Source organism: Sphingobium sp. YR768, assembly GCF_900111125.1.
Taxonomy (GTDB): Bacteria; Pseudomonadota; Alphaproteobacteria; order Sphingomonadales; family Sphingomonadaceae; genus Sphingobium.
This window is the reverse complement of sequence record NZ_FOGE01000003.1, coordinates 112,501-137,810: the sequence shown is the minus strand read 5'-3', so window position 1 is coordinate 137,810 and position 25,310 is coordinate 112,501. Positions and strand designations below refer to the sequence as shown.

Annotated in this window: 19 protein-coding genes; 18 read left to right on the top strand and 1 reads right to left on the bottom strand. The window is 63.3% G+C overall.

The window, feature by feature from the left end; translation table 11 throughout:
* Positions 1-93: 93 nt before the first annotated feature.
* The 16 genes from rbfA (at position 94) to BMX92_RS05165 (ending at position 19,036) form a co-directional block, all read left to right on the top strand.
* Positions 94-492, top strand: a complete 399-nt coding sequence (gene rbfA / locus BMX92_RS05240) for a 30S ribosome-binding factor RbfA (protein WP_093013006.1) — start codon at positions 94-96, stop codon at positions 490-492.
* 31 nt (positions 493-523) lie between these two features.
* Positions 524-808, top strand: coding sequence for an AbrB/MazE/SpoVT family DNA-binding domain-containing protein (locus BMX92_RS05235; RefSeq protein WP_093013003.1), 285 nt, complete (start codon positions 524-526; stop codon positions 806-808).
* Positions 792-1,181 (top strand): type II toxin-antitoxin system VapC family toxin, encoded by a 390-nt coding sequence (locus BMX92_RS05230; protein ID WP_093013000.1) that lies wholly within the window; start codon positions 792-794, stop codon positions 1,179-1,181. The genes BMX92_RS05235 and BMX92_RS05230 overlap by 17 nt, the downstream gene beginning before the upstream one ends.
* A 14-nt stretch (positions 1,182-1,195) precedes the next feature.
* Complete coding sequence (locus tag BMX92_RS05225) at positions 1,196-2,092, top strand: alpha/beta hydrolase family protein (RefSeq protein WP_093012997.1); 897 nt, start codon at positions 1,196-1,198, stop codon at positions 2,090-2,092.
* Between the two features lie 67 nt (positions 2,093-2,159).
* Entirely contained in the window at positions 2,160-2,738 is a 579-nt protein-coding gene (locus tag BMX92_RS05220; RefSeq protein ID WP_093012992.1) for a thymidine kinase, read from the top strand.
* Positions 2,735-3,295, top strand: a complete 561-nt coding sequence (locus tag BMX92_RS05215) for a GNAT family N-acetyltransferase (protein ID WP_177184939.1) — start codon at positions 2,735-2,737, stop codon at positions 3,293-3,295. The genes BMX92_RS05220 and BMX92_RS05215 overlap by 4 nt, the downstream gene beginning before the upstream one ends.
* An 11-nt stretch (positions 3,296-3,306) precedes the next feature.
* Entirely contained in the window at positions 3,307-4,332 is a 1,026-nt protein-coding gene (gene truB / locus BMX92_RS05210) for a tRNA pseudouridine(55) synthase TruB (protein WP_093012989.1), read from the top strand.
* On the top strand, positions 4,329-4,598 hold the full coding sequence (gene rpsO / locus BMX92_RS05205) for a 30S ribosomal protein S15 (protein WP_093012986.1): 270 nt from the start codon (positions 4,329-4,331) through the stop codon (positions 4,596-4,598). The genes truB and rpsO overlap by 4 nt, the downstream gene beginning before the upstream one ends.
* Before the next feature lie 296 nt (positions 4,599-4,894).
* Positions 4,895-7,222 carry a polyribonucleotide nucleotidyltransferase gene (pnp, locus tag BMX92_RS05200; RefSeq protein ID WP_093012983.1) on the top strand — a complete coding sequence of 776 codons (2,328 nt, stop codon included), beginning with the start codon at positions 4,895-4,897 and terminating at the stop codon, positions 7,220-7,222.
* Between the two features lie 159 nt (positions 7,223-7,381).
* Complete coding sequence (locus BMX92_RS05195) at positions 7,382-8,401, top strand: sensor histidine kinase (RefSeq protein WP_093012980.1); 1,020 nt, start codon at positions 7,382-7,384, stop codon at positions 8,399-8,401.
* Between the two features lie 55 nt (positions 8,402-8,456).
* Positions 8,457-9,242 (top strand): outer membrane protein assembly factor BamD, encoded by a 786-nt coding sequence (locus tag BMX92_RS05190; protein ID WP_093013915.1) that lies wholly within the window; start codon positions 8,457-8,459, stop codon positions 9,240-9,242.
* Positions 9,243-9,292: 50 nt separating this feature from the next.
* A complete protein-coding gene (gene recN, locus BMX92_RS05185) occupies positions 9,293-10,957 on the top strand; it encodes a DNA repair protein RecN (protein ID WP_093012977.1) in 1,665 nt (554 codons plus the stop codon).
* An 88-nt stretch (positions 10,958-11,045) separates the two neighbouring features.
* A complete protein-coding gene (locus tag BMX92_RS05180) occupies positions 11,046-11,420 on the top strand; it encodes a putative quinol monooxygenase (RefSeq protein ID WP_093012974.1) in 375 nt (124 codons plus the stop codon).
* Between the two features lie 202 nt (positions 11,421-11,622).
* Complete coding sequence (gene ligA / locus BMX92_RS05175) at positions 11,623-13,683, top strand: NAD-dependent DNA ligase LigA (RefSeq protein ID WP_371262281.1); 2,061 nt, start codon at positions 11,623-11,625, stop codon at positions 13,681-13,683.
* 277 nt (positions 13,684-13,960) lie between these two features.
* Entirely contained in the window at positions 13,961-17,041 is a 3,081-nt protein-coding gene (locus BMX92_RS05170) for a TonB-dependent receptor domain-containing protein (protein ID WP_371262280.1), read from the top strand.
* Positions 17,042-17,155: 114 nt separating this feature from the next.
* Complete coding sequence (locus BMX92_RS05165) at positions 17,156-19,036, top strand: gamma-glutamyltransferase family protein (RefSeq protein ID WP_093012968.1); 1,881 nt, start codon at positions 17,156-17,158, stop codon at positions 19,034-19,036.
* 67 nt (positions 19,037-19,103) lie between these two features.
* Here BMX92_RS05165 and BMX92_RS05160 read toward each other — a convergent pair whose 3' ends face one another.
* Entirely contained in the window at positions 19,104-20,522 is a 1,419-nt protein-coding gene (locus BMX92_RS05160; RefSeq protein ID WP_093012965.1) for a M20/M25/M40 family metallo-hydrolase, read from the bottom strand.
* A gap of 187 nt (positions 20,523-20,709) precedes the next feature.
* Here BMX92_RS05160 and BMX92_RS05155 point away from each other — a divergent pair, with 187 nt between their 5' ends.
* Positions 20,710-22,497, top strand: a complete 1,788-nt coding sequence (locus BMX92_RS05155; RefSeq protein WP_256213286.1) for a CIA30 family protein — start codon at positions 20,710-20,712, stop codon at positions 22,495-22,497.
* A gap of 59 nt (positions 22,498-22,556) precedes the next feature.
* Positions 22,557-25,310 carry a M14 family metallopeptidase gene (locus BMX92_RS05150; protein WP_093013906.1) on the top strand — a complete coding sequence of 918 codons (2,754 nt, stop codon included), beginning with the start codon at positions 22,557-22,559 and terminating at the stop codon, positions 25,308-25,310.

Below are 25,310 nucleotides of genomic sequence, written 5' to 3'. Positions count from 1 at the left end.
GGGCTAGGGGGTGGGCTCGCCCTCTCCTATATTGTTATGGCCGGTGGGTAGAGCCCACCCCCGGCCCCTCCCGTAAACGGGAGGGGAGGATTTATGTCCAACCAACCCGAAGGCCCCTCCGTCCGTCTGCTGCGCGTGGGTGAGCAGGTGCGCCATGTCCTGTCCGACATTCTCCAGCGCGGCGACGTGCATGATGATGTGCTGGCAAAGCATGTCGTCAGCGTCACCGAAGTTCGCATGTCGCCGGACCTGCGCCACGCGACCGTATTCATCAAATCGCTGCTGGGACAGGATGAGGACGCGGTGCTGAAAGCCCTGCGCACCAACACCGCCTATCTTCAGCGCGAAGTCGCGCGTCGCATCGCGCTCAAATATGCGGCGAAGCTGAAATTCCTCGCCGACGAGAGCTTCGATGAAGGCAGCCATATCGACAAGCTGCTCCGCGATCCGAAGGTCGCCCGCGACCTGACGCAGGATGAGGGCGAAGATTGACTTTGTCTGCGGTAAGACGCATCTTACCGGTATGAACGCCAAGACCACCCTGTCGGCAAAAGGCCAGGTCGTGATCCCGAAGGATGTGCGCGACCAACTTGGGCTTGCGCCGGGGCAGGTGCTGGATGTGGTGCCCATGGGCGGTGGCGTGCTGCTCAGGCCCCAGCACAAGAAATCGGGCCGCAGCTTTGACGAGATCATGGCCGGTGTTCGGGCCCGTTATCAGCATCAAGGTCCACCGGTTTCCATAGAGGACATGGATGGGCGATCGCGCAGATGTTCCGTGACCGGAAGGACTGATGGCCGCAGCCATTGATACCAACGTGCTGGTCCGGTTCCTTACGGGTGACGACCCGAAGCAGACGATGGTGGCAGTCGCGCATATCAGTCAGGGTTTCGTCCTTTTGCCAACCGTGGCGGTGGAAGCTGAAAGGGTGTTGCGTGCCAGCTATGGTTGGCCCCGTGAACGGATCGAAGCGGCCCTTCGGGATGTCATTGATTTGCCGGAAGCGATTGGATTTCCGAGCGCTATGCATTGGGTGCTGGATCGCTTCGCTGCCGGCGCCGATTTTGCTGACATGATGCATTTGTCTCTGGCTGGCGAAACTGACGCTTTTCTGACATTCGACCGGCGGATCGAAAAGCTGGTAGGGGATTCCCCGCCCGTTGCCGTCATCACCTTGGTATAGAACGGGGAATAATCATGCGGGCTTTCTGGTTGTCTTGTGCGCTTCTGTCTTGCGCGGCCACGCCCGCCCTCGCCAGAGACCCCGCCACCCATCCCGCCGTCATCGCCGATCCCAAGCCTGACGCCGCCTATCCTGCCGGCATGAGCGCTTTCGTCATCCCGGTCGAGGATGGGGCGATGAATGCGGTCATGTATACCGCCGCCGGGTTCGGCACCCATCCCACCTTGTTGTTGCTCCATGGATTTCCGGGCAATGAGCAAAATCTGGACCTTGCGCAGGCGGCACGGCGGGCCGGATGGAATGTTCTGACGCTCCATTATCGCGGGAGTTGGGGCAGTCCCGGCACCTTCTCCTTCGGCCATGCGTCGGAGGACGCCTTTGCCGCGCTGCAATTCCTCCAGCAGCCATCGGCCATCGCCAAATATCGTATAGATACCAGCGCGATCGTCGTGGCCGGGCATAGTATGGGCGGCTTTATGGCGGCCGATGTCGCCGCCGCCGAACCGCGTGTCGCCGGATTGTTCCTGATCGATCCGTGGGACCCGGCGCAGACGGTGGCGGCGCTCGCCACGCCGGCAGGGGAAGCAGGCTGGAAGGCCGAAGTGGCTGGCGACTTGCCGCCGCTCCAGGGTGCCACCTATGAAAGCCTGACCGGGGAGATCAAGGCGGATGGCGCGAAGTTCGACCTTGGCCGACGCCTTGCCGGCTATGGCCGCCGTCCGCTCACCATGATCGGCGCGGAGCGGGGCATCGGCGCCATGGCGCGCAAGGCTGCGGCGGATGCGCAGGGCGCCAATCCGGATTCGCGGCTGATGGTCTGGCCGACCGATCACAGCTTCTCCGACAAGCGTATCGCGCTGGCCGACGCGCTGGTCCGCTTCCTGGCTGGCGTTGCACCGACAATCCGATAGTTTTTGATTGTCGCGATTTCGAGGCGGATGTTCCATCCGCCTCGAAATCGCTTTAGACCGCCCCGATATGGCGAAACTCTATTTCTACTATAGCTCGATGAATGCAGGGAAATCGACGACCCTGCTGCAATCGGACTTCAACTATCGTGAACGCGGCATGGAAACGATGCTGTGGACCGCTGCGCTCGATGATCGTTATGGTCAGGGGCGCATCGTGTCCCGCATCGGGCTGGAGGCGCAGGCGCATCTGTTCGACGGGGCGACGGACATGTTCGCCGCCATCGCTGCCCAGCACGACGCGACCCCGCTCTCCTGCGTATTGGTGGACGAGGCGCAGTTCCTGACCGAAGCGCAGGTGTGGCAACTCGGCGGGGTGGCCGACCGGCTGGGCATCCCCATCCTCTGCTATGGCATCCGCACCGATTTTCAGGGCCAGCTTTTCCCCGGCAGCGCCGCGCTGCTGGGGCTTGCCGACACGCTGAGCGAGATCAAGACGATCTGCGAATGCGGGCGCAAGGCTACGATGAACTTGCGCGTCGATGGGCAGGGCAGGGCGATCCGGCAGGGCGACCAGACCGAGATTGGCGGCAATGACCGTTATGTGGCGCTGTGCCGCCGCCACTTCGTGGAGCAGATGCAGCGATGAACCGGATGCACCAGTTGCTGGCATCGATCGACGCGCCCGGCCTGCATCTGGAGCAAATGCACGAAGCGCATCGCGAAGTGCTGCGCGCCATTTGTCCGCTGAACGACGCGGTATGGGATATCTATCCCGTTCGTTTCGCCGGACCGGATTTCGATGCCGCATTTGACGGCACCATCGCCAATCCCGATCGCTGCCCTTTCATGATTTTTGCGGAGGGGCAGGCGGTCGGCATGTCCGGATATCTCAACCTGTCTCCGGCAGATAATGCGCTGGAAATCGGCCTGACCTATATGGCGCCATCGGCGCGCGGCACAGGCCTGAATGACCGGATCAAGCCCTTGCTGATCGGCCGGGCGATCGACTGCGGTTTTACCCGCATCGAATTTCGCGTCGACGCCCGCAATGTCCGGTCGCAAAAGGCGGTGGAGAAGCTGGGCGCCGTGCGTGAAGGGATGTTGCGCAAGCAGCGCATCACCTGGACCGGCCATGTCCGCGACACGATCATCTATTCGATCCTCGCCGACGAATGGCGTGACAGGCAGGCTGCGCGGGGATAAGGCCCGCCGCCATGCACGGCTGGATCATCCTCGACAAACCCCATGGCCTTGGCTCGACACAGGCGGTCAGCGCTGTGAAGCGCGCGCTGCGCACGCAGCGGGAACTGCTGGGCGGAACGGAAAAGTGGAAGGTCGGCCATGGCGGCACGCTCGATCCGCTGGCGACCGGCGTGCTGCCGATCGCCATCGGGGAGGCGACCAAGCTGGCGGGCCGGATGCTCGACAGCGACAAGATTTACGATTTTACGATTAAGTTCGGCGAGCAGACCGATACGCTGGATCTGGAGGGGAAGGTGATTGCGCAGAACGATCATTGCCCAACGCTGGCGAACGTGCAGGCTGTTCTGCCACGCTTTACCGGTCCCATTGATCAGGCTCCGCCCGCCTACAGCGCCATCCTGATCGACGGCCAGCGCGCCTATGACCTTGCCCGAAAGGGCGAGGCGGTGGAGATGAAGCTGCGGTCGGTGAACATCATCGATCTTGCCATGCTGAAAGCCAAGGCCTTGCGTCATCAGGATAGCTCGGCTCAGCTTGGCGACTCCGGCTTCGATGCCGCACTGCAATCCCTGATCGAGCATCGATATGCGCAGCCGGGTAAGCATGAGCGGGTTTGTGAGGTGACTCTGCGCGCGCATGTCTCCAAGGGCACCTATATCCGCTCCCTTGCCCGCGACATCGCGCTGGCGCTTGGCACGGTTGGCCATGTCACCATGTTGCGGCGGATCAAGGCCGGGCGGTTCACCCTGGAAACCGCGATTTCACTGGACAAATTGGACGAAGCTGCTATGGGCGGCACCATCGGTGGGCTTATGCTGCCGTTGACGGCGGGGCTGGACGACATCCCGGCTCTCGCAGTCTCTCCCGATGAAGCACTGGCTCTCCGACAGGGGAAGGTGCTGTCGGGGTCCGACATTGCCACCGGCCTTCATCTGGCGTTCGACGGGGTCATTCCCGTGGCGCTGGTCGAAGCGCAGGACGGAGACATCCGGGTCGTGCGCGGATTTAACCTGATGCCGAAGGAAGAAGACAGATGACGATCACTGCCGAGCGCAAAGAAGCGCTTATCAAGGAATATGCCCGCGTTGAGGGTGACACCGGTTCGCCGGAAGTCCAGGTTGCGATCCTGACGGAACGCATCACCAACCTGACCGAGCATTTCAAGGGTCACCACAAGGACAATCATAGCCGCCGTGGTCTCCTGATGATGGTCAACAAGCGCCGTTCGCTGCTGGACTATCTCAAGAAGAAAGATCAGGCTCGCTATGTCGACCTGATCGGTAAGCTGGGCCTGCGTAAGTAAGTCCGCTATAAAGGGACGGCCCCATTCGGGGCCGTTTCCGATTCTGACAACATGGCTCCGGGCAATCCGGCACGGCGTCATGATCCGGGGAATGTCCCCACCACCGTTCGGGCTGAGCGAAGTCGAAGCCTACGGCCGATCGAAGAGAGGCTAGAGAGCCTTCGCTTCGCTCAGGCGCGCCCTTCGACAGGCTCAGGGCGAACGGACGGAGAGATAAGGCTCTCCACCCATGGACCTTACCCGGTCCAACAAAGGCCCCGCCCGGCAATAGGGCCAGGTGGGCGAAGGAAAACTCTATGTTCGATGTAAAGAAAGTTTCGATTGAGCTGGCCGGCAAGACGCTGACCCTCGAAACCGGCCGTATCGCGCGTCAGGCTGACGCTGCCGTGCTGGCCACCTATGGCGAAACCGTGGTGCTGTGCGCCGTGACCGCCGCCAAGAGCGTGAAGGAAGGCCAGGACTTCTTCCCGCTGACCGTCCATTATCAGGAAAAATATTCGGCTGCCGGTCGTATCCCCGGTGGCTTCTTCAAGCGTGAACGTGGCGCGACGGAAAAGGAAACGCTGGTTTCCCGCCTGATCGACCGCCCGATCCGCCCGCTGTTCCCCGAAGGTTTCTATAACGAAATCAACGTGATCGCGCAGGTTCTGTCGTTCGACGGTGAAAGCGAACCCGATATCGTGGCGATGATCGCCGCATCGGCTGCGCTGACCTTGTCGGGCGTGCCCTTCATGGGCCCGATCGGCGCCGCGCGCGTCGGTTACAAGGATGGCGAATATCAACTGAACCCGTCGCTGGACGAAGTGAAGACCGGCGACCTCGACCTGGTCGTCGCCGCCACCGGCAACGCGGTGATGATGGTCGAATCCGAAGCCAAGGAACTGTCGGAAGACGTCATGCTCGGCGCCGTCCTGTTCGCCCATGAAGCCAGCAAGAAGATCGTCAACGCGATCATCGACCTGGCCGAGAAGGCCGCGAAGGACCCGTGGGAAATCGCCAAGGGCGATGACACGGAAGAGCTGAAGAAGAAGCTGAAGAAGCTGATCGGCAAGGACATCACGGCCGCCTACAAGCTGACCGACAAGTCGGCCCGCTCGAACGCGCTGAACGAAGCCCGCGCCAAGGCTAAGGCATCCTTCGCAGCCGACGGCCTGGACGCCCAGACCGTGATGGCCGGCATCAAGCTGACCAAGAAGCTGGAAGCGGAAATCGTGCGCGGCGCCATCCTGAAGGACGGCAAGCGCATCGACGGCCGCACCACCACGCAGATCCGTCCGATCGAAGCGATGGTCGGCTTCCTGCCCCGCACCCATGGTTCGGCCCTGTTTACGCGCGGTGAGACGCAGTCGATCTGCACCACCACACTGGGCACCAAGGACGCCGAGCAGATGATCGACGGCCTGACCGGCCTGCATTATGAAAACTTCATGCTGCACTATAACTTCCCGCCCTATTCGGTCGGTGAAGTGGGCCGCTTCGGTGCGCCGGGTCGTCGTGAAGTGGGCCATGGCAAGCTGGCATGGCGTGCGCTGCACCCCGTTCTGCCCAGCAAGGACGAATTCCCCTACACCATCCGCGTTCTCTCGGACATTACCGAGTCGAACGGTTCCTCCTCGATGGCCACCGTCTGCGGCGGTTCGCTCTCGATGATGGACGCCGGTGTGCCCCTGAAGCGCCCCGTGTCGGGCATCGCCATGGGCCTGATCCTGGAAGGCAAGAATTTCGCTGTCCTCAGCGACATCCTTGGCGATGAAGATCACCTGGGCGACATGGACTTCAAGGTGGCCGGTACGGAAGCTGGCATCACCACCATGCAGATGGACATCAAGGTTGCCGGCATCACGCAGGAAATCTTCGAAGTCGCGCTGCGTCAGGCCAAGGAAGGCCGTGCGCACATTCTGGGTGAGATGAGCAAGGCTCTGTCGTCGACCCGCACCGAGCTGTCGGCGCATGCCCCGCGCATCGAGACGATCCAGATCGACAAGTCGAAGATCCGTGACGTCATCGGTACCGGTGGCAAGGTCATTCGTGAAATCGTCGCAGAAACCGGCGCGAAGGTCGATATCGACGACGAAGGTATTATCAAGATTTCCTCGTCCGACACCGCCCAGATCGAAGCCGCCAAGGCGTGGATCCTCGGCATTGTCGAGGAAGCGGAAGTCGGCAAGGTCTACAACGGCAAGGTCGTCAACATTGTCGACTTCGGTGCGTTCGTGAACTTCATGGGTGGCAAGGACGGTCTCGTCCACGTCAGCGAAATGAAGAATGAGCGCGTCGAAAAGCCGACCGACGTCGTGTCGGAAGGCCAGGAAGTGAAGGTCAAGGTTCTCGAAATCGATCCGCGCGGCAAGGTTCGCCTGTCTATGCGCGTCGTCGATCAGGAAACCGGTGAGGAACTGGAAGACACCCGCCCGGCCCGCGAGCCGCGTGAACCCCGTGGTGATCGCGGCGACCGCGGTGATCGTGGTCGCGGCCCGCGCCGTGACGGCGGCGACCGTGGCGGTCGCGGTGGCGACCGTGGTGGTGATCGCGGCCCGCGTCGCGACCGTGGCCCGCGCAGCGAAGGCGGCGATCGTAATGATGGCCCCAGCGGTGGTCTGCCCGACTTCCTGACCCAGGACTGATTTTCGTACCGGACAGCAATGCCGGTGCAGAAACTATTGAAAACGGGGCGTCCGAATATCGGGCGTCCCGTTTTTATTTTATTCCGCTCGCAGACTGATTTCGATCAAGGCGACCCGGAATAGTTCTGCTAGGGTAACGACGAACTGTCGGGGATTATCATGCAGCGGAGTAATGCGCGCTTTGTCGAACGCCTTCCGCTCGTCCTGAAACGGCCGATCTATGCCTATGCGCTGACCCTGATTTTCTGCGTGGCAGCGTTGCTGCTGCGCTTTGCGGCCGAACCGCTGCTGCCTACCGGCTATCCCTTCGTCACTTTCTTTCCGGCGGTCATCCTGTCCTCCTTCCTGTTCGGGATAAGGCCGGGGATATTCGCAGCTGTCCTGTGCGGCTTTGCGTCCTGGTATGTCTTCATCCCGCCGATGTTCGGTTTCGCGCTCAACCCGGCCGTGGCGGTGGCGATGCTGTTCTACACCGGCGTCGTCGTGATCGACATCCTGCTGATCCACTTCATGCAGCGCGCCAATTTCAACCTGGCGGTGGAGCGCGAGCGCAGCCGCATGCTGGCCGACAATCGCGAACTGCTGTTCCGCGAATTGCAGCATCGCGTATCGAACAATCTCCAGGTCGTGGCCGCCATGCTGTCGCTCCAGCGGCGGCAGATCGACAATGATGTGGCGCGTCGCGCGCTCGACGATGCGTCGGCCCGGCTGGCGCTGGTCGGCCGGATCAGCCGGGCCCTCTATGACCCGTTGGGCAATGGGCAGGATATCGGCGCTTTCCTGACCGCGCTGTCGGCCGATATCGTGGATGCCAGCGGTCGTCAGGATCTGATCATCAGCGTTGCCGCGCCCGATGCGATGCGTCTCGATTCCGACATGGCGGTGTCGTTCGCGCTGATCGTCGCGGAAGCGGTCAGCAATGCGATCGAACATGGCCTCCCCGACCGCGCGGGCTGCATCCAGGTGACGGTGTCGGCGGCGCAGGGTGCCCTGATCCTGGAGGTCGCCGATGACGGAAAGGGTGTCCCGTCCGACTTCGACAGCACCAACGGCCAGTCGCTGGGCCTGCGCATCGTGAACGCGCTCGCCAGCCAGCTTGGCGGGCGTTTCGCCCTGTTCCCGGGGCAGGCGGGCGGGACGGTCGCCAGGCTCGATCTGCCCGCTGCGGTGGCTTGTTGAACACACCGCATTCTGGCGCTTGGCGGCGGCCATCGGCTAAGCTATGACCCGGCACATGCTGATGAAAAACATGTCGCGCGTCGGCGCGGTCGCCGCTCCCGCTTTGCTCGCTATCCTGCTTTCGGGTTGCTCGACCTCGAAGAACAAGGCGGATACGCTCTATGTCGCCCGCGACGTGTCGACCCTGTATAATAGTGGCAAGGCCCGGCTCGACCGGGGCCAGTATAAGCTCGCCGCCGCGCTGTTCGATGAAGTCGAACGCCAGCATCCCTATTCGCCCTGGGCGCGCCGGGCACAGCTCATGTCGTCGTTCAGCTATTATCTGAACCAGGATTATGCCGAATCCATCTCGGCGGCGCAGCGCTTCCTGTCGATCCACACCGGCAACAAGGATGCGCCCTACGCTTATTATCTGATCGCGCTCTGCTATTATGAACAGATTGCCGACGTGACCCGCGACCAAAAGATCACCCAGCAGGCGTTGGATGCGCTGGGTGAACTGATCCGTCGTTATCCCGACACCCGCTATGCCGCCGATGCGCGTCTGAAGGTCGACCTGGTCAACGATCACCTTGCCGGCAAGGAAATGGAAGTCGGCCGATTCTACCAGCGCCGTGGCCAGTGGCTGGCCGCCACGCTGCGTTTCCGGTCGGTGGTCGACAAATATCAGACCACGACCCACACGCCCGAAGCGCTGGAGCGGCTGGTCGAATCCTATCTGTCGCTGGGCATCCCCGCCGAAGCGCAGAAGGCGGCCGCCGTGCTGGGCCGCAACTATCCCGGCACCAAATGGTATGAGCGGTCCTACAAGCTGATGCAGGAACATCCGCCCACAGCGTGATCATCGCTTTGCCTGTTCCCCTTTTGTGCGTTGACAGGTAGAAGCGCGTCATGTTGACCTCGCTGGCCATCCGCAATGTCGTGCTGATCGAGGCGCTGGACCTGGAGTTCGGCGCCGGTCTTTCCGTGCTGACCGGCGAAACCGGGGCGGGCAAATCGATCCTGCTCGATTCGCTGGGGCTGGCGCTGGGCGCGCGCGCCGACAGCGGACTGGTGCGTAACGGGGAGGCGCAGGCCAGCGTCGTCGCGACCTTCGAGCCGCCCGCCGCCGACCATCGTGTCAGCGCGTTGCTGGCCGACAATGGCATCGATATGGAGCCGGGCGAACCGCTGCTGATCCGCCGTCTGGTGAAGGCCGATGGCGGCAGCCGCGCCTTTGTGAATGATCAGCCCTGTTCCGCTGCGCTGCTGCGTGACCTTGGCGGGTCGCTGGTCGAGATTCATGGCCAGCATGACGATCGCGGCCTGCTCAATCCGCGGGGGCACCGCGCGCTGCTTGATAGCTATGGGCGCTGCGATGCGGGTTCGGTAGCCTCGGCCCATGCGGACTGGCGCACGGCGGCCAGCGCCCTGTCTCAGGCGCGCGAGACGGTCGAGACTGCGGCGCGCGATCGCGACTATCTGACCCATGCGGTGGAGGAATTGCGCAAATTCGCGCCCGAAGCCGGGGAAGAAGCGACGCTGGCCGAAGAACGCGCGACCATGCAGAAGGGCGCGCGGCTGACCGATGATCTGTCTGCCATCAGCGATTGCCTGACCGGATCGGACGGCGGCTTGGCCCAGTTGCGGCAGGCGGCAAGGCGGCTTGATCGGATCGCTGGGGAAGAACCGTTGCTGACCGCCGTGCTGGAAGCGCTCGACCGCGCCGTGGTGGAAGCGGGGGAGGCGGAGGATCGCCTGGCCGAAGCGGCCGAGGCGCTGAGCTTCGACCCCGCCCGGCTCGACGCCATTGAAACCCGCCTGTTCGACCTGCGCGGTCTGGCCCGCAAGCATCAGGTGCAGCCCGACGATCTTGCCGCCCTGTGCGAGGATATGGCGGCGAAGCTGGCCGCGATCGAGGGCGGGGAAGAGCATATCGCGGCGCTGGAAAAGACGGTCGCGCAAAAGGCCGCTGCCTATCGCACGGCGGCGCAGGCGCTGTCGGGCGAGCGGCAACTGGCTGCTGGCCGCCTTGATGCGGCGGTGGCGGGCGAACTGGCGCCGCTGAAACTGGATGCCGCGCGTTTCCGCACCGTGGTCGCACCGCTGGATGAAGGCCAGTGGAGCGCGCAGGGCCTGGATCGGGTCGAGTTCGAGATTTCGACCAACCCCGGCGCGCCCTTCGCACCGCTAGCGAAGATCGCGAGCGGCGGCGAATTGTCGCGCTTCATCCTGGCGCTTAAGGTGGCGCTGGCCGAACGGGGCGGGGCGGACACGCTGATCTTTGACGAGATCGACCGGGGCGTGGGCGGCGCGGTGGCCGATGCGATTGGTGAGCGTCTGTCGCGACTGGCGCAGAGCAACCAGATCTTGGTCGTCACCCACAGCCCGCAGGTCGCGGCGCGGGGCGCGGGCCATATGCTGATCGCCAAATCTTCGGACGGCACGGTGACGCGCACCGGCGTCCATGCGCTGGACGATGGCGAACGGCGCGAGGAAATTGCGCGGATGCTGTCGGGCGCGGAAATCACGGCGGAAGCGCGGGCGCAGGCGGAGCGGTTGCTGGAGAGGGTATAGCTGTTCCCCGGCGAAGGCCGGGGTCCAGTGCCAACCTGTCAACTCGACCCCGGCCTTCGCCGGGGAAAGGGAAAAGAAGGAAGGGTATATGACCCATAATCGCAGAGACATGCTCGGACTCACTGCCGCCGCGGTTGCCGCTACCGCCATTCCCGCCGCCGCGCAGGAGGCAAAGCCGCTTTACGGCCTGATCGGGCAGATGCTCGCCAGCCCCGGCAAGCGCGACGAACTGGTCGGCTATCTGAAGGAAGCCACCGGGGCGATGCCCGGCTGCCTTTCCTATGTCGTGGCGCTCGACACCGCCAATCCCGACGCGATCTGGATCACCGAAGTCTGGGACAGCCACGAAAGCCATGCCGCCTCGCTGAAACTGCCCGCCGTCCGCGCCGCCATCGGCAAGGCACGGCCGATCATCGCGGGCTTCCCGCAGCATTTCGAAACGGTGCCGGTGGCGGGGGTCTAGAAATGATGTGCTCCTGCGGAGGCAGGAGCCCAGGGTCGAACGAAGTGCCTCGCATCCTAGGCTCCTGCTTTCGCAGGAGCACGACTGAGGCTAAGGCGTGATTATGACAGACGCAAATCGCTCCAAAAAAAAGCTCAGCAGACAAGAAGTAGCGAAACTTCCGGGCGTTCCGTCGGAGGCGCAGGCAGAGCATTCTCGTATCATGCAAACGATCCAATATCATGACGATCGTTACTATGTGCATGATGATCCCACGATCAGCGACGGGGATTACGACGATTTAAAGAAGCAACTGAGAGATCTCGAAAGGGATTTTCCCGATCTCGTCGATCTTTTTGATCCTACGCAAGCGGTCGCTGGTTCTCCAGCCGCAGGTATGAAGAAAGTGCCGCACGCCGTCCGCATGATGAGCCTCGACAACGGGTTTTCGGACGAGGATATCGCCGAATTCGTGGCTCGCATCCGCCGTTTCCTCGCGCTGACAGAGGATGCGTCCGTCGCGCTGACCGCCGAGCCGAAGATTGACGGCCTGTCCTGTTCGCTGCGCTATGAGCAGGGGGAACTGGTGCTGGCGGCGACTCGCGGCGACGGCACGACCGGCGAGGATGTGACCGCCAATGTCCGCACAATCGCCGATATTCCGCAGCGCCTGACCGGCCCGAACATCCCCGACCTGTTCGAGGTGCGCGGCGAAGTCTATATGGCCAAGGGGGATTTCGTGGCGCTCAACCAGCGACTGCTGGACGAAGCCGACGACCCGGAAAAGGCGCGCCAGTTCGCCAATCCGCGCAACGCCGCCGCCGGATCGCTGCGCCAGAAGGATGCCAGCGTCACCGCCAGCCGGCCGCTGCGCTTCCTGGCCCATGGCTGGGGCGCGTATAGTGCGCTGCCCGCCGACACCCAGTTGGGCGTGATGCAGGCGATTGCGGGCTGGGGCCTGCCGGTGTCGGACCTGCTGGCCTGCGTCGACACGCTCGAAGCGCTGATCGGCCATTATCGGGAGATTGAGCGGCGTCGCGCCGACCTGCCCTTCGATATCGACGGCGTGGTCTACAAGGTCGACCGGCTGGACTGGCAGCAGCGTCTGGGCTTCGTGGCAAAGGCGCCGCGCTGGGCGATCGCGCATAAATTCCCGGCCGAACGGGCGCAGACGACTCTTGAAGCCATCGACATTCAGGTCGGTCGCACCGGCAAGCTGACGCCGGTCGGTCGACTGACCCCCGTCACCGTCGGTGGCGTGGTCGTCTCCAATGTCACGCTGCATAATGCGGACGAGATCGAGCGGCTGGGCGTCCGCCCCGGCGACCGCATCGTCGTTCAGCGCGCGGGCGACGTCATCCCGCAGGTGGTGGACAATCTGACCCGCGAGGAGGTGCGCGATCCTTTCCATTTCCCGACCCATTGCCCGGTCTGCCAGTCCGAAGCGGTGCGCGAGGAGGAAGAGGTCGATTTTCGCTGCACCGGCGGGTTGATCTGCCCGGCGCAGCGGTTCGAGCGGCTCCGCCATTTCGTCAGCCGTGCGGCGCTGGATATTGAGGGGCTGGGCGAAAAGACGATTCAGGAATTTCTCGACCTCGGCTGGATTGCCGAGCCGGCCGACATCTTCCGGTTGAAGAAGCATCGTTCGGACCTGCTGGGCCGGGAGGGCTGGAAGGAAAAGTCGGTCGACAATCTGTTCGCCGCGATCGAGGCCAAGCGCCAGCCTGACGCCGCGAAGCTGCTCTTTGGGCTTGGCATCCGCCATGTTGGCGCGGTGACGGCGCGCGACTTGCTGAAGCGCTACACCACGTTGCCGGTGATCCGTACGCTGGCGCAGGAAATCATCGCCCTGCGCGATGCTGCACCGGCGGAGGAAACGCAGGCGAAGAAGGACAAGGCGATCGCCGAACATATCGGCGTGGAAAATGTCGGTGCGGCGGTCGGCCATGCGCTGGCGGACTTCTTCCACGAACCGCATAATGTGGAGGCGTGGGATGACCTGCTGAGCGAAGTGTCGCCGCCGGACTATGTCGTGGAAACCACCGCCAGCGCCGTCACCGGCAAGATCGTCGTCTTCACCGGCAAGCTGGAAACGATGAGCCGTGACGAGGCCAAGGCGCAGGCCGAACGGCTGGGCGCCAAGGCGGCGGGATCGGTCAGTGCGAAGACCGATCTTGTGGTCGCCGGGCCGGGCGCGGGATCGAAGCTGAAACAGGCGACGGCGTTGGGGATCGAGGTCATCAGCGAGGAAGCCTGGGCAGATATCGTCAGGGCGGCCGGGTAACGGACCTGTCTCCCGGCGCATCGTCGGGGGCATCACCATGATCCGCAAAGGGCGGCCATGTCTCACAGGGACATGGCCGCCCTTTTTTGCGTTCGGCCTCGTTCGGCGGGGCAACGTAGCCTGCTGCAACAGTTTGCCACAGGGCTGTCATTTTTTTCGGAGGCAATCCGAAAAGCCTGCGTCAAGGGTGATGAAGAGTCCGAAAACGACCTTTGGGAGAGGAGGGACGCGGCACATGCCCGAGGCGATCGTCCGGGCAATGGGACAGGGGGAATTTATGAAACGAGACGCAATCGGGACGCGCGCAACCACCAGCAGCCTGGCCATCTGCCTTGCGATGATGGCGGGCATGTCCGCCGCGCAGGCGCAGGATGCGGCGCCGGCCGAAGAACCCAATGGCGGCGCGGAAATCGTCGTTATCGGCACCCAGATCAAGGGGTTGAAGGCCAGCGGCGCCATCCCCGTGACCAGCGTGGGCGAAGAGCAGATCAAGGGCGTTGCGGCGGTGTCGGGCGCAGACCTGTTCCGCTCCATCCCGCAGCTTGGCGGTTCCGCCTTTAACGAGCAGGCGATCGGCGGCAGCAGCCCCAACGCCGCGCGCGGCGACGTATCGTCCATCAGCCTTCGCGGCATGGGGCAGGGCAATACGCTGCTGCTGATCAACGGCCGCCGTACGGTGCTGCACTCGACGTCCCAGTCGATCAGCGGCGCGATCGATTCCGGCGTGCCGGTCTTCAGCTATAATGCCAACGCCATTCCCGTCGGCGCGATCGAGCGTGTCGAAGTGCTGCGCGATGGCGCGGCGGCGCTCTATGGGTCTGACGCGGTGGCAGGCGTCATCAACAATGTGCTGGATTCCGACTTCAAGGGCGCGAAGTTCGACATGCAATATGGTGGTGCGGAAGGCACCAACTTGCGCGAATTTTCGATCAACGGACTGGTCGGCAAGGATTTTGCCGAAGGACGCGGCAATATTTCGCTCTTCGCCGGCTATGCCCGCAAGACCAAGCTATATCTTAGCGATCAGGATTATACCGCTGACTCGGACCGTCGCGGCTATGTCGCCGGCACCTCCTTCGCCAATGTGGCCGCCTTCAACGGCACCAGCACGACCACGCCCTGGGGCACGTTCCGCGCATCGGGCAGCGGCGTCATCACCAGCAACGGCACGGCGATCACCAACTCCTCGCGCCAGTTCCACGTCCAGCCCGGCACCAATGCGGGTTGCGCCGTTGCCAGCAGCACGCCGGGCGTCTGTATCGACGATGGCAGTGGCACCACGGCCATGGCGTCGACCGATTCCAACCTGCGTTTCAATCCCACCCTGTCGGATGAGACGCTGACCGCTACGCCGTCGATCAACCGCATCAACATCTTCAGCACGGCGCATTTCGACATCACCGATACGATGACCATCTATGGGGAGGCCGGCTTCTATCGCGGCGAAACCCATCAGGTCACGCCGTCGGGTTCTTCGCTCAGCACCACACCGATCACGGTGGCGGCTAATGCCTATTGGAACCCGCTGGGTGCAGCCGGATCGCCCAACCGACTGCCGGGTCTGAATATCTCCGATGAAGGCGTGCCGGTCACGATCAGTTCGCTCAACTATTTCGACGTCGGTCCGCGTCCGGTGGATGTCGTCAACTATCAGTATCGCTTCCTGGCCGGCCTGAAGGGGGAAATCGGCAAGTGGAATTACGACACCGCCGCCCTCTATAACTGGGCGACCGTGCGCGACAGCATGCAGAGCATTTCCAGCACATTGTTGCAGGCTGCGATCAACAAGACCACGTCCGACGCCTATAATCCGTTCAACGGCGGTTGCGTCGATACGCCGTCGATCGGCGATTGCACGATCAACAATCAGGCGACGATGGACAGCGTGATGATCACCAGCGTCCGCAAGAACAAGACGACGCTGGCATTGTGGGACTTCAAACTGTCGAACCCCGAACTGCTGGGTCTGTGGGGCGGTGGCAATGTCGGTGTCGCGGCCGGTGTCGAAATACGCCGCGAAACCTATCATGACGATCGCGATTCCCATCAGGACGGCACGGTCAAATATACCGACAGCGTCACCGGTATCGTCTATGACAGCGATCTGATCGGCGCCAGCTACAGCCCGGACGTGAGGGGCAAGCGCACCGTCTATTCGGCCTATGCGGAACTTGCCATTCCGTTGTTCACGCCGGAAATGGAAGTGCCGATGTTTCGGTCCTTCGACGTGCAGATCGCCGGTCGTTATGAAAAATATAGCGACGTCGGCAGCGTCGCGAAGCCCAAGATCGCGGCGGCATGGGACTTGCTGGAAGGCATTCGTCTGCGCGGTTCCTGGTCGCAGGGCTTCCGTGCGCCGAACCTGGAGGTCGTGAACACCGACACGCTGGTTCGTGTCGGCACCGGCACCGACTATGTATTGTGCGAAGCGGATCTGCGCGCCGGTCGCATCAGCAGCTTCTCTGCCTGTAACCAGAGCCTTCAGGTGCAGCGCCAGAGCGGCGGCAACCCCAATCTGAAGCCGGAAACATCGACCAGCTGGAACTTCGGCGCCGTCTTCTCGCCGCCGCTGCCCGATGGCTTTGGTAATGTGACGCTGACGGTCGACCGCTGGCGGATCAAGCAGAAGAATGTCATCGGCCTGCTCGACTTTCAGAACTCGCTGACGCTCGACTATCTGCTCCGCACGCAGGGCAGCAGCAACCCGAACGTCGTGCGCGCTGCGCCCACGGCTGCGGATGAAGCACTGGTCGCCGGCACGGGCCTCGCGCCGGTGGGCGAACTGCTCTATGTCGTGGCGCCGTTCGAAAATCTGCTGCCGGTTCAGGTCGATGGTATCGACTTCAACATGGAATATCGGGTGAAGACCGGTATCGGCAACTTCGCGCTGAACGTGAACGCGGCCCGTCTGATCAAATATGACGTGCTGGCGGCTTCGAGCACACAGGCTATTCTGGACGGCATTTCGTCGGGTCAGATCAGTTCGCTGTTGGCCGTCGCAGGCGGTGGCAGCGTGCTCAAGCGGGACGGCCAGCCGCGCTGGCGTCTGTCGGGCAGCCTGAACTATTCCTACGGACCGGTGGAAATCGGCGCCTTCACCCAGTTCATCAGCGACACCTATCAGAGCAGCGTGATCAATTCCGCAGGCGATAATTTCGTCGTCAAGGGTCAGACCACGATCAACCTCTACGGCACCTACAAGTTCGAGAATGAAGGCATGCTGAAGGGCAGCAGCTTCACGCTGGGCGTGCGCAACCTGTTCGACAAGCAGCCGCCGCTGTCGTCCAACGGCTATCAATCGAGCCTGTACGCGCCGCAGGCCCGCTACTGGTATGTCGGGGCGAAGAAGTCTTTCTGATCCCCTGATGTGAAAGGAGATGGCCTGGTCCTGCGGAGGAGAGATATCCTTTGCGGGGCCGGGCATTCCTGTTTTTCGCACGCCCAAGTCCTTACATGAAAAAATGAGAATGGCATGAGCAGCACTCCTCCCGAAACATCGCCTGCCCGGATGGACCGGCGCGCCATGATCAGCGCCAGCCTGGCCGGGGTGGCGATGTCCGCCCTGCCGCTGAGGGCGCTGGCCCAGTCCGGCGCGCGGGCGCCCGACGCGCCGCGATCGGGCGAGGCGAGCGTCGCCGCCCACCGGATCGAGGTGCCGATGCCGCATGGCGGTGTCGCGGCTGGCCATCCGCTGGCGTCGATGGCCGGGGTCCGCATGCTGATGCAGGGCGGATCGGCAGCCGATGCGGCGGTGGCCGCGATGGCGGTGATGAACGTGGTCGAACCCTGGGCATCGAGCGCGGCGGGCAATGGCTTTGCCACCTGTTTCGACCGTAAGAGCGGGGAGGTTTCCTCGCTGGCGTTCACCGGCGGCGCGCCCCGTCTGCTCGATCCCGATGGCGATCCCAAGGAACTGGACCATGGGCCAAAGGCGGTGGCGGTGCCCGGCGCGTTCGGCGGCTGGATCGAATTGGCGCGCCGCTTCGGCAAGCTGCCGCTGGCGACGCTGCTGGAACCGGCGATCGGCTATGCGCGGGACGGCCATCCGCTCGACCCGTCAATCGCGATGTTCATTCGCCGGGCGCAGGCGACGCTGAAACTCTATCCGACCAGTGCGGCGATCTTCCTGCCCGACGGGCAACCACCGGCGCCGCGCGCGACCTTCCGCAACGAACCGCTGGCGCGCACGCTTCAGGCACTGGCCGACGCCGATACAAAGGCGCGCAAGGGCGGGGCCGATCATGGCAAGGCGTTGCAGGCCGCTTATGACTATTTCTATTCCGGGCCGATCGCACAGGAATTTGCACGCTTTTCGCAGCAGACCGGCGGCTGGCTGCGGCTGGACGATATGGCGGCCTATCGTCCGCAATGGGACAAGCCGGTCAGCACCAATTATCGCGGGCTGGACGTCTATTCCAGTCCGCTGACGTCGCGCACCGGTCTGGAATTGTGCGAGCAGCTCAATCTGCTGGAGGGGTGGGATATTTCCGCACTGCCCGCAGACGGGCCGGAACTGACCCACCTGCTGATCGAAACGATCAAGGTCGCCAAGGCGGACGTCTATAAATATGCGGCCGACCCGAAATTTAGCGAGACGCCGGTCCATGGCCTGCTGTCCAAGCAATTTGCCGCCGAGCGCCGCCGTCTGATCGATATCAAGCGGGCGATCGCCTATCCCGAAGGGGGAGACGCGATCCGCTATAATGGCCGCACCTCGTTGGCGCAGCCGCCACAGATTTTCGCGGCGAACGGCGACGATCATACGCGCGGTGGCGATACGACCAGCCTGTCGATCGTCGATCAGGACGGCAATGCCATCGCCGTGACGACGACCGTCGGCGGCGGTTTCGGCACCTTCATGGTGATGGGGGACACCGGGCTGCTGTGTAATAACGGGCTGCGGCTGGGATCGTCCGCGCCCTATGCGGGGCATCCGAACAAGATCGCGCCGGGCAAGCGCGCGCTGCTGGGCAATGGCCCGACGATCGTGCTGGACAAGGGGCGGTTCAAGATGGTGTTCGGATCGCCGGGCGGCGAAACCATCGGCCAGACGCAATATCAGTTTCTGGTCAATGTGGTCGACCGGGGCATGCCCATTCAGGCGGCGATCGAAGCGCCGCGCTTCGCGCTGGACCCCGATCCCAATTTCTACAAGCCCGGCGCGGCGATGAGCGTGCAGATGGAAGGGCGCTATTCCGAGAATATCGTCGCATCGCTGGGCGCGATGGGGCATCGGATCGAGAAGGTCGGTCCCTACGCCATCGGCAGCATTCAGGGGATATTGGCCGATCCGTCGGGCGCTCGCATGGGCGGATCGGACCCGCGCCGCATGGGCTATGGCGTGGGCTATTAAGGCTTGGCGAGGTCAGGGAGGGCGAGGAAGGGCCGGTCATCCGCTGGGATGACCGGCCCCTTTTTCATCAATTCTTCTGGTCGGCGTAGGCCTTCACCAGTTGATAGAGGAACACCCGTCCGTCCATCACCGATTTGACCCGGATGCGTTCGTTCAGGCCATGAACGCCATTGCCGTCGGTGTCGCGGAACAGGCCGGAAATGCCATAGGTCGGAATGCCCGCCGCATTCAGCGAAACCGCGTCGGTCGCGCCGGTCGCCATGTGCGGCACGACCGGAACGCCCGGCCAGATCGATGCCGACACCTCCTCGGCAGTACCCAAAATCTTCGGCGTGACGGGGGCCGGATTGGACGGGCGATAGGCGCGCTGCGATGTGACCTTGACTTCGGGATCGTTGACCACCTTGGTCAGCGTCGCCAACACTTCGTCCGTCGATACACCGGGCATCACGCGGCAATTGACCGTGGCGGTGGCGCGCTGCGGCAGGGCGTTGGCGGCGTGACCGGCCGACAGCATCGTTGCGACACAGGTGGTGCGCAGCATCGAATGATACATGGGCGACTTGTTCAGGATCGCATTGGCGGCCGCGTCATTGGGATTGGCGACGATGGCGGTCATCGCGGCGCCGGTTTCGCCGCCCACCACCTTGGCCATGCGGGTGAAATAGCCCTTGTTGGCGTCGATGAACTGGACCGGGAAATCAAATTGACCCAACCGATCGAGCGCGCGGGCCAGGCTGTAGATCGCATTGTCGGGGCGCGGGACGGACGAGTGACCACCGGGGTTGGTTGCCTCCACCGCGAAGTTCATCACCACCTTCTGCGCGGCCTGAAGGGTCTGCGCCACCGGCTTGCCGCTGGCGTCCAGTTCGCCTGCGCCGCCTTCATTCAGAGCGAATTCGGCGTCGATCAGGTCTCGCTGATTGTCCGTCAGCCATTTGGCGCCGTTCAGATACAGGCCTTCCTCGCCGCAGGTCAGCGCCATCTTGATGGTGCGCAGCGGCTTGTACTTCTCCTGGTTGAAACGGATCATATTATCCGCCCAGATCGCGCTTTGCGCCTTCATGTCGGAGGTGCCGCGACCGTAGAAATAGCCGTCTTCCTCGATCATGGTGAAGGGATCGCGGGTCCAGTCGGCGCGGCGGGCGTTCACCACGTCGATATGGCCCAGCATCAGGATCGCCTTGGCCTTGGGATCGCGGCCCGGATAGACGGCGACCAGCGCCCCCGCCTTGGGATGGCCTTCGGGCACGAAGAGGTGGAGATTTTCCGCCGGGAAGCCCGCCGCCTTCATCCGTTCCGCCACCTTGTTGGTCACGGCGGTACAGTCACCGGTGTCGAAGCTGCTGTCGGTTTCCACCATCTCCTTGTAGAGCGCGCGGAAGGCCGGTTCGCCATCGGCTGGCGCGGCATGGGCGATCGGTACCGCCATGCCGCCCATCGAAAGCGCCGTCGTCAGGGCGAGTGTCAGTGCTATTTTCCCCATGGATATATGTCCCCTCGTTACTGGTCCGAAATATAGACGCGGCCGGGCGACAAACCCCCACAGAATAAGCCGTCGCAATGTTTGGCGCTGATTTGGGAGGATAGGCGCGTGCGCTGCGTCTTAGGGGGCAGAGAGACTATTCGTCCGGGCCTTGGGCTGGCGGGCGGCAGGCAATAAGGGGCATATCTTGCGCACATATCTTCTGATGGCACCGGTGATTGCGGGTCTGGTTCTGACGGCGGCGTCCGTCCCGGCGCAAACCGGCAAGGGCGTCACCGCGATCGTCGGCGGCATGGTGTTCGACGGGACGGGCACGGCGGCAAAGCCCGCGACCGTGCTGATCGAAGGCGACCGGATCATTGCCGTGGGCAGCGACGTGACCGTGCCGCGCGGCGCGAAGATCATCGATGCGAAGGGGAAGGCGGTTCTGCCGGGCTTCATCGATGTGCATACGCACTGGACGCCGGGCGGATCGCCCGCCACCATCCCGCAGATCGCCACCGCCTATGTCCAGTCGGGCATCACCACGGTCACGGACTTTCATGAGCAGCCCGAATCCTACGCCCCACGCCGCGCCTGGCTGAAGACGCTGGCGACGCCACATGTCGCCTTCGCCGCGCGGGTCAGCACGCCGGGCGGCCATGGCGCGGACTGGGGCGATCGGAACACGACCATCCCCATCAACACGCCCGAAGGCGCGAAGGCGGCGATCAAGACGCTGGAAGCCTATCAGCCGGACCTGATCAAGGCCTTCACCGACGGCTGGCGCTATGGCAGTTCGCCCGACAATACCAGCATGGACGAATGGACGCTGCGGGCCTTGTCGCAGACGGCGCACAAGAATGGCTGGCCCGTCCTGACCCATACGGTCACGGTCGAGCGTGGTCTGGTCGCGGCGCGGGGCGAGGTGGATTCGCTGGCCCATGGTATGCAGGATCGCGCGATCACGGCGCAGGAAGTGGCCGCGATCAAGGCGACCGGCATGGCGATGGCGCCGACGCTGGCCGTCTATGATCCGGAAAAGCCCCGTCAGGGACCGGTGACGACCGACGATCCGCGCTACAAAAGATCGCTGATCAATTTCGGTTATGCTCTGGGCAATGTGAAAGCGCTGCATGATGCAGGTGTGATCATCGCGGTCGGCACCGATGCCGGGATGCCCGGCACGCCGCATGGCCGATCGACGCTGCGCGAGATGGAGTTGCTGGTGAAGGCCGGACTGACCCCGGCGCAGGCGCTGGAGTCCGGCACGAAGAACAGCGCGAAGGTGCTGCGTATTGATGCCGATCGCGGGACTATTGCCGTGGGCAAGCGGGCGGACATCGCGATCATCGACGGTGCGCCCTGGGCGAACATCATGGACGTCTACAAGATATCGCAGGTTATGATGGACGGCCGTCTGGTCAGCGGGGCCGGTGCGCCGCCGCTGCCCGCCGCCAATCAGGCGACCCGGCTGGCGTCCGTCACCGTGCCGGCGCTGCTGGATGATTTCGAACGGGCTGACCAGCGCTCCTCGCTCGATACGCTGCGGCTGGAATCGCCCGACGGCGGTCTCGACCGGACGGTGGAGATCACGCAGATCGTGCCGCGCGACGGCGGGGGCAAGGCGCTGGCGCTGTCGGCCCGCATGTCGACCAAGGATAATGCCTATGCCGGCTTCGTCGTGCCGCTGACGCGCGGGTCGGTCACGCCAGTCAGGCTGGACGGCTATCAGGGCGTGCGTTTTGAGGTGAAGGGCGATGGGGCCTATATCGTGCGGATCAACGGACTGAACGGAAGCTGGGAAACGACCGTGACCGGCACGCCCGCCTGGGGCAGCGTGGACCTGCCCTTCAGCCAGTTCACGCCAGTCGTCACGCGCGGACAGGCGGCGCCGGCGTTCAAGCCCGATGGCATCATCCAGGTGGAAATCGGCGGCAGCCGCCCGGCGGGCAAGCATCTGTGGATGCAGGTGGATAATATCCGCTTCTACTGACGGATTGCCCGGACCGGACTACACCCACCATCCTAAATATCTGATTCCATGGAGCCATGATGAAACCCCATTGGCTGTTGCTGACCGCCGGCATGCTGGCGCAATCCGTTTCCCTGACCGCGCAGACCGCGCCGGAGGCCTTTTTCAAGCAGAAGCCGGGCACGGATTATTATCTGGCCAATTATAGCGAATATGAAGCCTATCTGAAGAAGCTGGCCGGTGAGAGCGACCGGATGAAGCTGGTCGACATGGGCAAGACGGCAGAAGGGCGGACGCAATGGATGGCGATCGTCTCGTCCCCCGCCAATCTGGCGAAACTGGATCACTATCGCGACATTGCGCAGAAGCTGGCGCGCGCCAAGGGCGTGGACGAGAAGGAGGCGCAGCGCCTGTCGGCGCAGGGCAAGGCGATCGTCTGGATCGACGCGGGCATGCACGCGACCGAGACGGTGACCGCGCAGGGGCAGATTCAGGTGCTCCACCGGATGCTGACCCAGTCCGACCCGGAAACGATGCGGATGCTGGACGATTGCATCATCCTGTTCGCGCAGGATAATCCGGACGGGATGGAACTGGTCGCCAACTGGTACATGCGCCATGCCGATCCCAAGGCGCGGGAATTTGCGACGCTGCCGGTGCTGTACCAGAAATATATCGGCCATGATAATAACCGCGACAGCTATATGATGGCGATGCCGGAGACGGAAAATGTCAACCGGCAGTTGTTCCGCACATGGTATCCGCAGATCATCTACAACCAGCATCAGACCGGGCCGGAAGGCATGGTGGTGTTCGTCCCGCCCTTCCGCGATCCGTTCAACTTCAACTATGATCCGATCGTCATGTCGCAGCTCAACGAGGTGGGCTTTTCCATGCATTCCCGCCTGATTGCCGAGGGCAAGGCGGGATCGGGCACGCGCAGCGCGGCGCGCTATTCCACCTGGCATAATGGCATGGAACGGTCGGTCGCCTATTTCCACAACAGCATCGGCCTGCTGACCGAGATTATCGGCGGTCCCACGCCCGCGAAGATCCCGCTGGTGCCCGGCACGCAATTGCCGCGCGGGGACGAGATGATGCCGATCGCGCCGCGCGACTGGCATTTGCAGGATTCGCTCGATTATCAATGGACGCTCAATCGCGCCGTGATCGACTATGCCTCCCGCAATCGGGAGCGGTTGCTGTTCAACATCTGGCGGATGGGCATGAACAGCATAGAGAAGGGCAGCCGCGATAGCTGGACCGTGACGCCTGCCAAGGTCGACCGGCTGGTCAATGCCGCGCCGTTGAAGGTGGAGGGCAAGGACGAATATAATCGTCCCATGGCCAGCGGACCGAAGAAGATCGATCCCAAGCTGTATGGCACGCTGATGCAGCCGCCCGCGGAACGCGATCCGCGCGCCTATGTCATTCCTGCCGATCAGCCCGATCTGCCGACCGCCGTCACCTTCCTCAACGCGCTGATCAAGAATGGCGTCGATGTCGAGCGGGCCGACGCACCCTTCACGGCTGGGGGCAAAAGCTATGCCGCCGGTTCCTATATCGTGCGCACGGCGCAGGCCTATCGCCCGCATATATTGGATATGTTCGAGCCGCAGGATCATCCGCACGACACCGATTATCCCGGTGGTCCGCCCAAGGCGCCCTATGACATTACCGGCTATACGCTGGCCTATCAGATGGGGGTCGCGTTCGACCGCATCCTGGCCCCGATGCCCGAAGGCTTTGACATCCTGTCAGAGCCTTTGGCGCCGCCGCCCGGCCGGATCGAGGGGCAGGGCGATGCCGGCTGGATCGTCAGCCATGCCAGCAATAACGGCTTCATCCTGACCAATCGCCTGCTCAAGGCCGGTGTCCGTCCGGCCTGGGTCCGGCAGGCGACGAGCGTGAATGGCAAGGCGATGCAGCCCGGCGCGATCTGGATACCGGCGTCAGCGCAGGCGAAGAGCATCGTTGCGAAGGCAACGAGCGAACTGGGGATCGTCGCCCAGGCGGTGGCCGCAAAGCCGCAGGGCGAGATGATCGCGCTCAAACCCGTGCGGATCGGGCTGGTCGATCGCTATGGCGGGCTGATCACGGCGGGATGGACGCGCTGGCTGCTGGAACGGTTCGAATTCCCGTTCGAACAGGTTTTCCCGCAGCGGCTGGACGCGGGCAATCTGGAAAAGGATTATGATGTCCTGCTGTTCGCCGACGATGCGCTCCCGCCCGAGGGGGCATGGGGCTCCGACCGGCCGAGCCGCCAGCCGGACCTGAACGACACGCCCGCTCAATATCGCGCGATGCTGGGCAAGGTGACGGATGCCAAGACGGTGCCGGCCATCGCTGCCTTCGCCCGCAATGGCGGCAGCGTCGTCGCGATCGGCAGTTCCGCCCGTTTCGTCGACCTGTTTTCCACACCGCTCAAGCCCGCCCTGACGCGGGAAGTGGATGGCGCGGCCAAGGCGCTGGATATCAAGAATTTCTATATCCCCGGCGCGATTCTGCGCGCGCGCGTCGACAATCGTCAGCCGCTGGCCTTTGGCCTGCCCGATCAGGTCGATGTCTTCTTCAATCAGGCGCAGAGCTTCACCCCGGTTGCCGGTGGTGCGGGCTATAAGAGCATATCCTGGTTCGACGGGCGCGATCTGCTGCGCAGTGGCTGGGCCGTGGGGCAGGAGAAGCTGGCGGGGACGATCGCCGTTGCGGACATCGATGTCGGCAAGGGGAAGCTGTTCGTCATGGCGCCCGAAGTGGCGCACCGCGCGCAGGCCTATGGCACATTCAAATTCCTGTTCAACGCGCTGCTCTACGGGCCGTCGGCGAAACCCTGA

Coding starts and splice junctions, on each gene's coding strand:
- BMX92_RS05170 (WP_371262280.1), top strand. CDS start 13,961: ATGAAACGAGACGCAATCGGGACGCGCGCAACCACCAGCAGCCTGGCC.
- BMX92_RS05195 (WP_093012980.1), top strand. CDS start 7,382: ATGCAGCGGAGTAATGCGCGCTTTGTCGAACGCCTTCCGCTCGTCCTG.
- ligA (WP_371262281.1), top strand. CDS start 11,623: ATGCAAACGATCCAATATCATGACGATCGTTACTATGTGCATGATGAT.
- BMX92_RS05165 (WP_093012968.1), top strand. CDS start 17,156: ATGAGCAGCACTCCTCCCGAAACATCGCCTGCCCGGATGGACCGGCGC.
- BMX92_RS05220 (WP_093012992.1), top strand. CDS start 2,160: ATGGCGAAACTCTATTTCTACTATAGCTCGATGAATGCAGGGAAATCG.
- truB (WP_093012989.1), top strand. CDS start 3,307: ATGCACGGCTGGATCATCCTCGACAAACCCCATGGCCTTGGCTCGACA.
- BMX92_RS05180 (WP_093012974.1), top strand. CDS start 11,046: ATGACCCATAATCGCAGAGACATGCTCGGACTCACTGCCGCCGCGGTT.
- pnp (WP_093012983.1), top strand. CDS start 4,895: ATGTTCGATGTAAAGAAAGTTTCGATTGAGCTGGCCGGCAAGACGCTG.
- BMX92_RS05190 (WP_093013915.1), top strand. CDS start 8,457: ATGCTGATGAAAAACATGTCGCGCGTCGGCGCGGTCGCCGCTCCCGCT.
- BMX92_RS05215 (WP_177184939.1), top strand. CDS start 2,735: ATGAACCGGATGCACCAGTTGCTGGCATCGATCGACGCGCCCGGCCTG.
- recN (WP_093012977.1), top strand. CDS start 9,293: ATGTTGACCTCGCTGGCCATCCGCAATGTCGTGCTGATCGAGGCGCTG.
- BMX92_RS05235 (WP_093013003.1), top strand. CDS start 524: ATGAACGCCAAGACCACCCTGTCGGCAAAAGGCCAGGTCGTGATCCCG.
- rbfA (WP_093013006.1), top strand. CDS start 94: ATGTCCAACCAACCCGAAGGCCCCTCCGTCCGTCTGCTGCGCGTGGGT.
- BMX92_RS05230 (WP_093013000.1), top strand. CDS start 792: ATGGCCGCAGCCATTGATACCAACGTGCTGGTCCGGTTCCTTACGGGT.
- BMX92_RS05150 (WP_093013906.1), top strand. CDS start 22,557: ATGAAACCCCATTGGCTGTTGCTGACCGCCGGCATGCTGGCGCAATCC.
- BMX92_RS05160 (WP_093012965.1), bottom strand. CDS start 20,522: ATGGGGAAAATAGCACTGACACTCGCCCTGACGACGGCGCTTTCGATG.
- BMX92_RS05225 (WP_093012997.1), top strand. CDS start 1,196: ATGCGGGCTTTCTGGTTGTCTTGTGCGCTTCTGTCTTGCGCGGCCACG.
- rpsO (WP_093012986.1), top strand. CDS start 4,329: ATGACGATCACTGCCGAGCGCAAAGAAGCGCTTATCAAGGAATATGCC.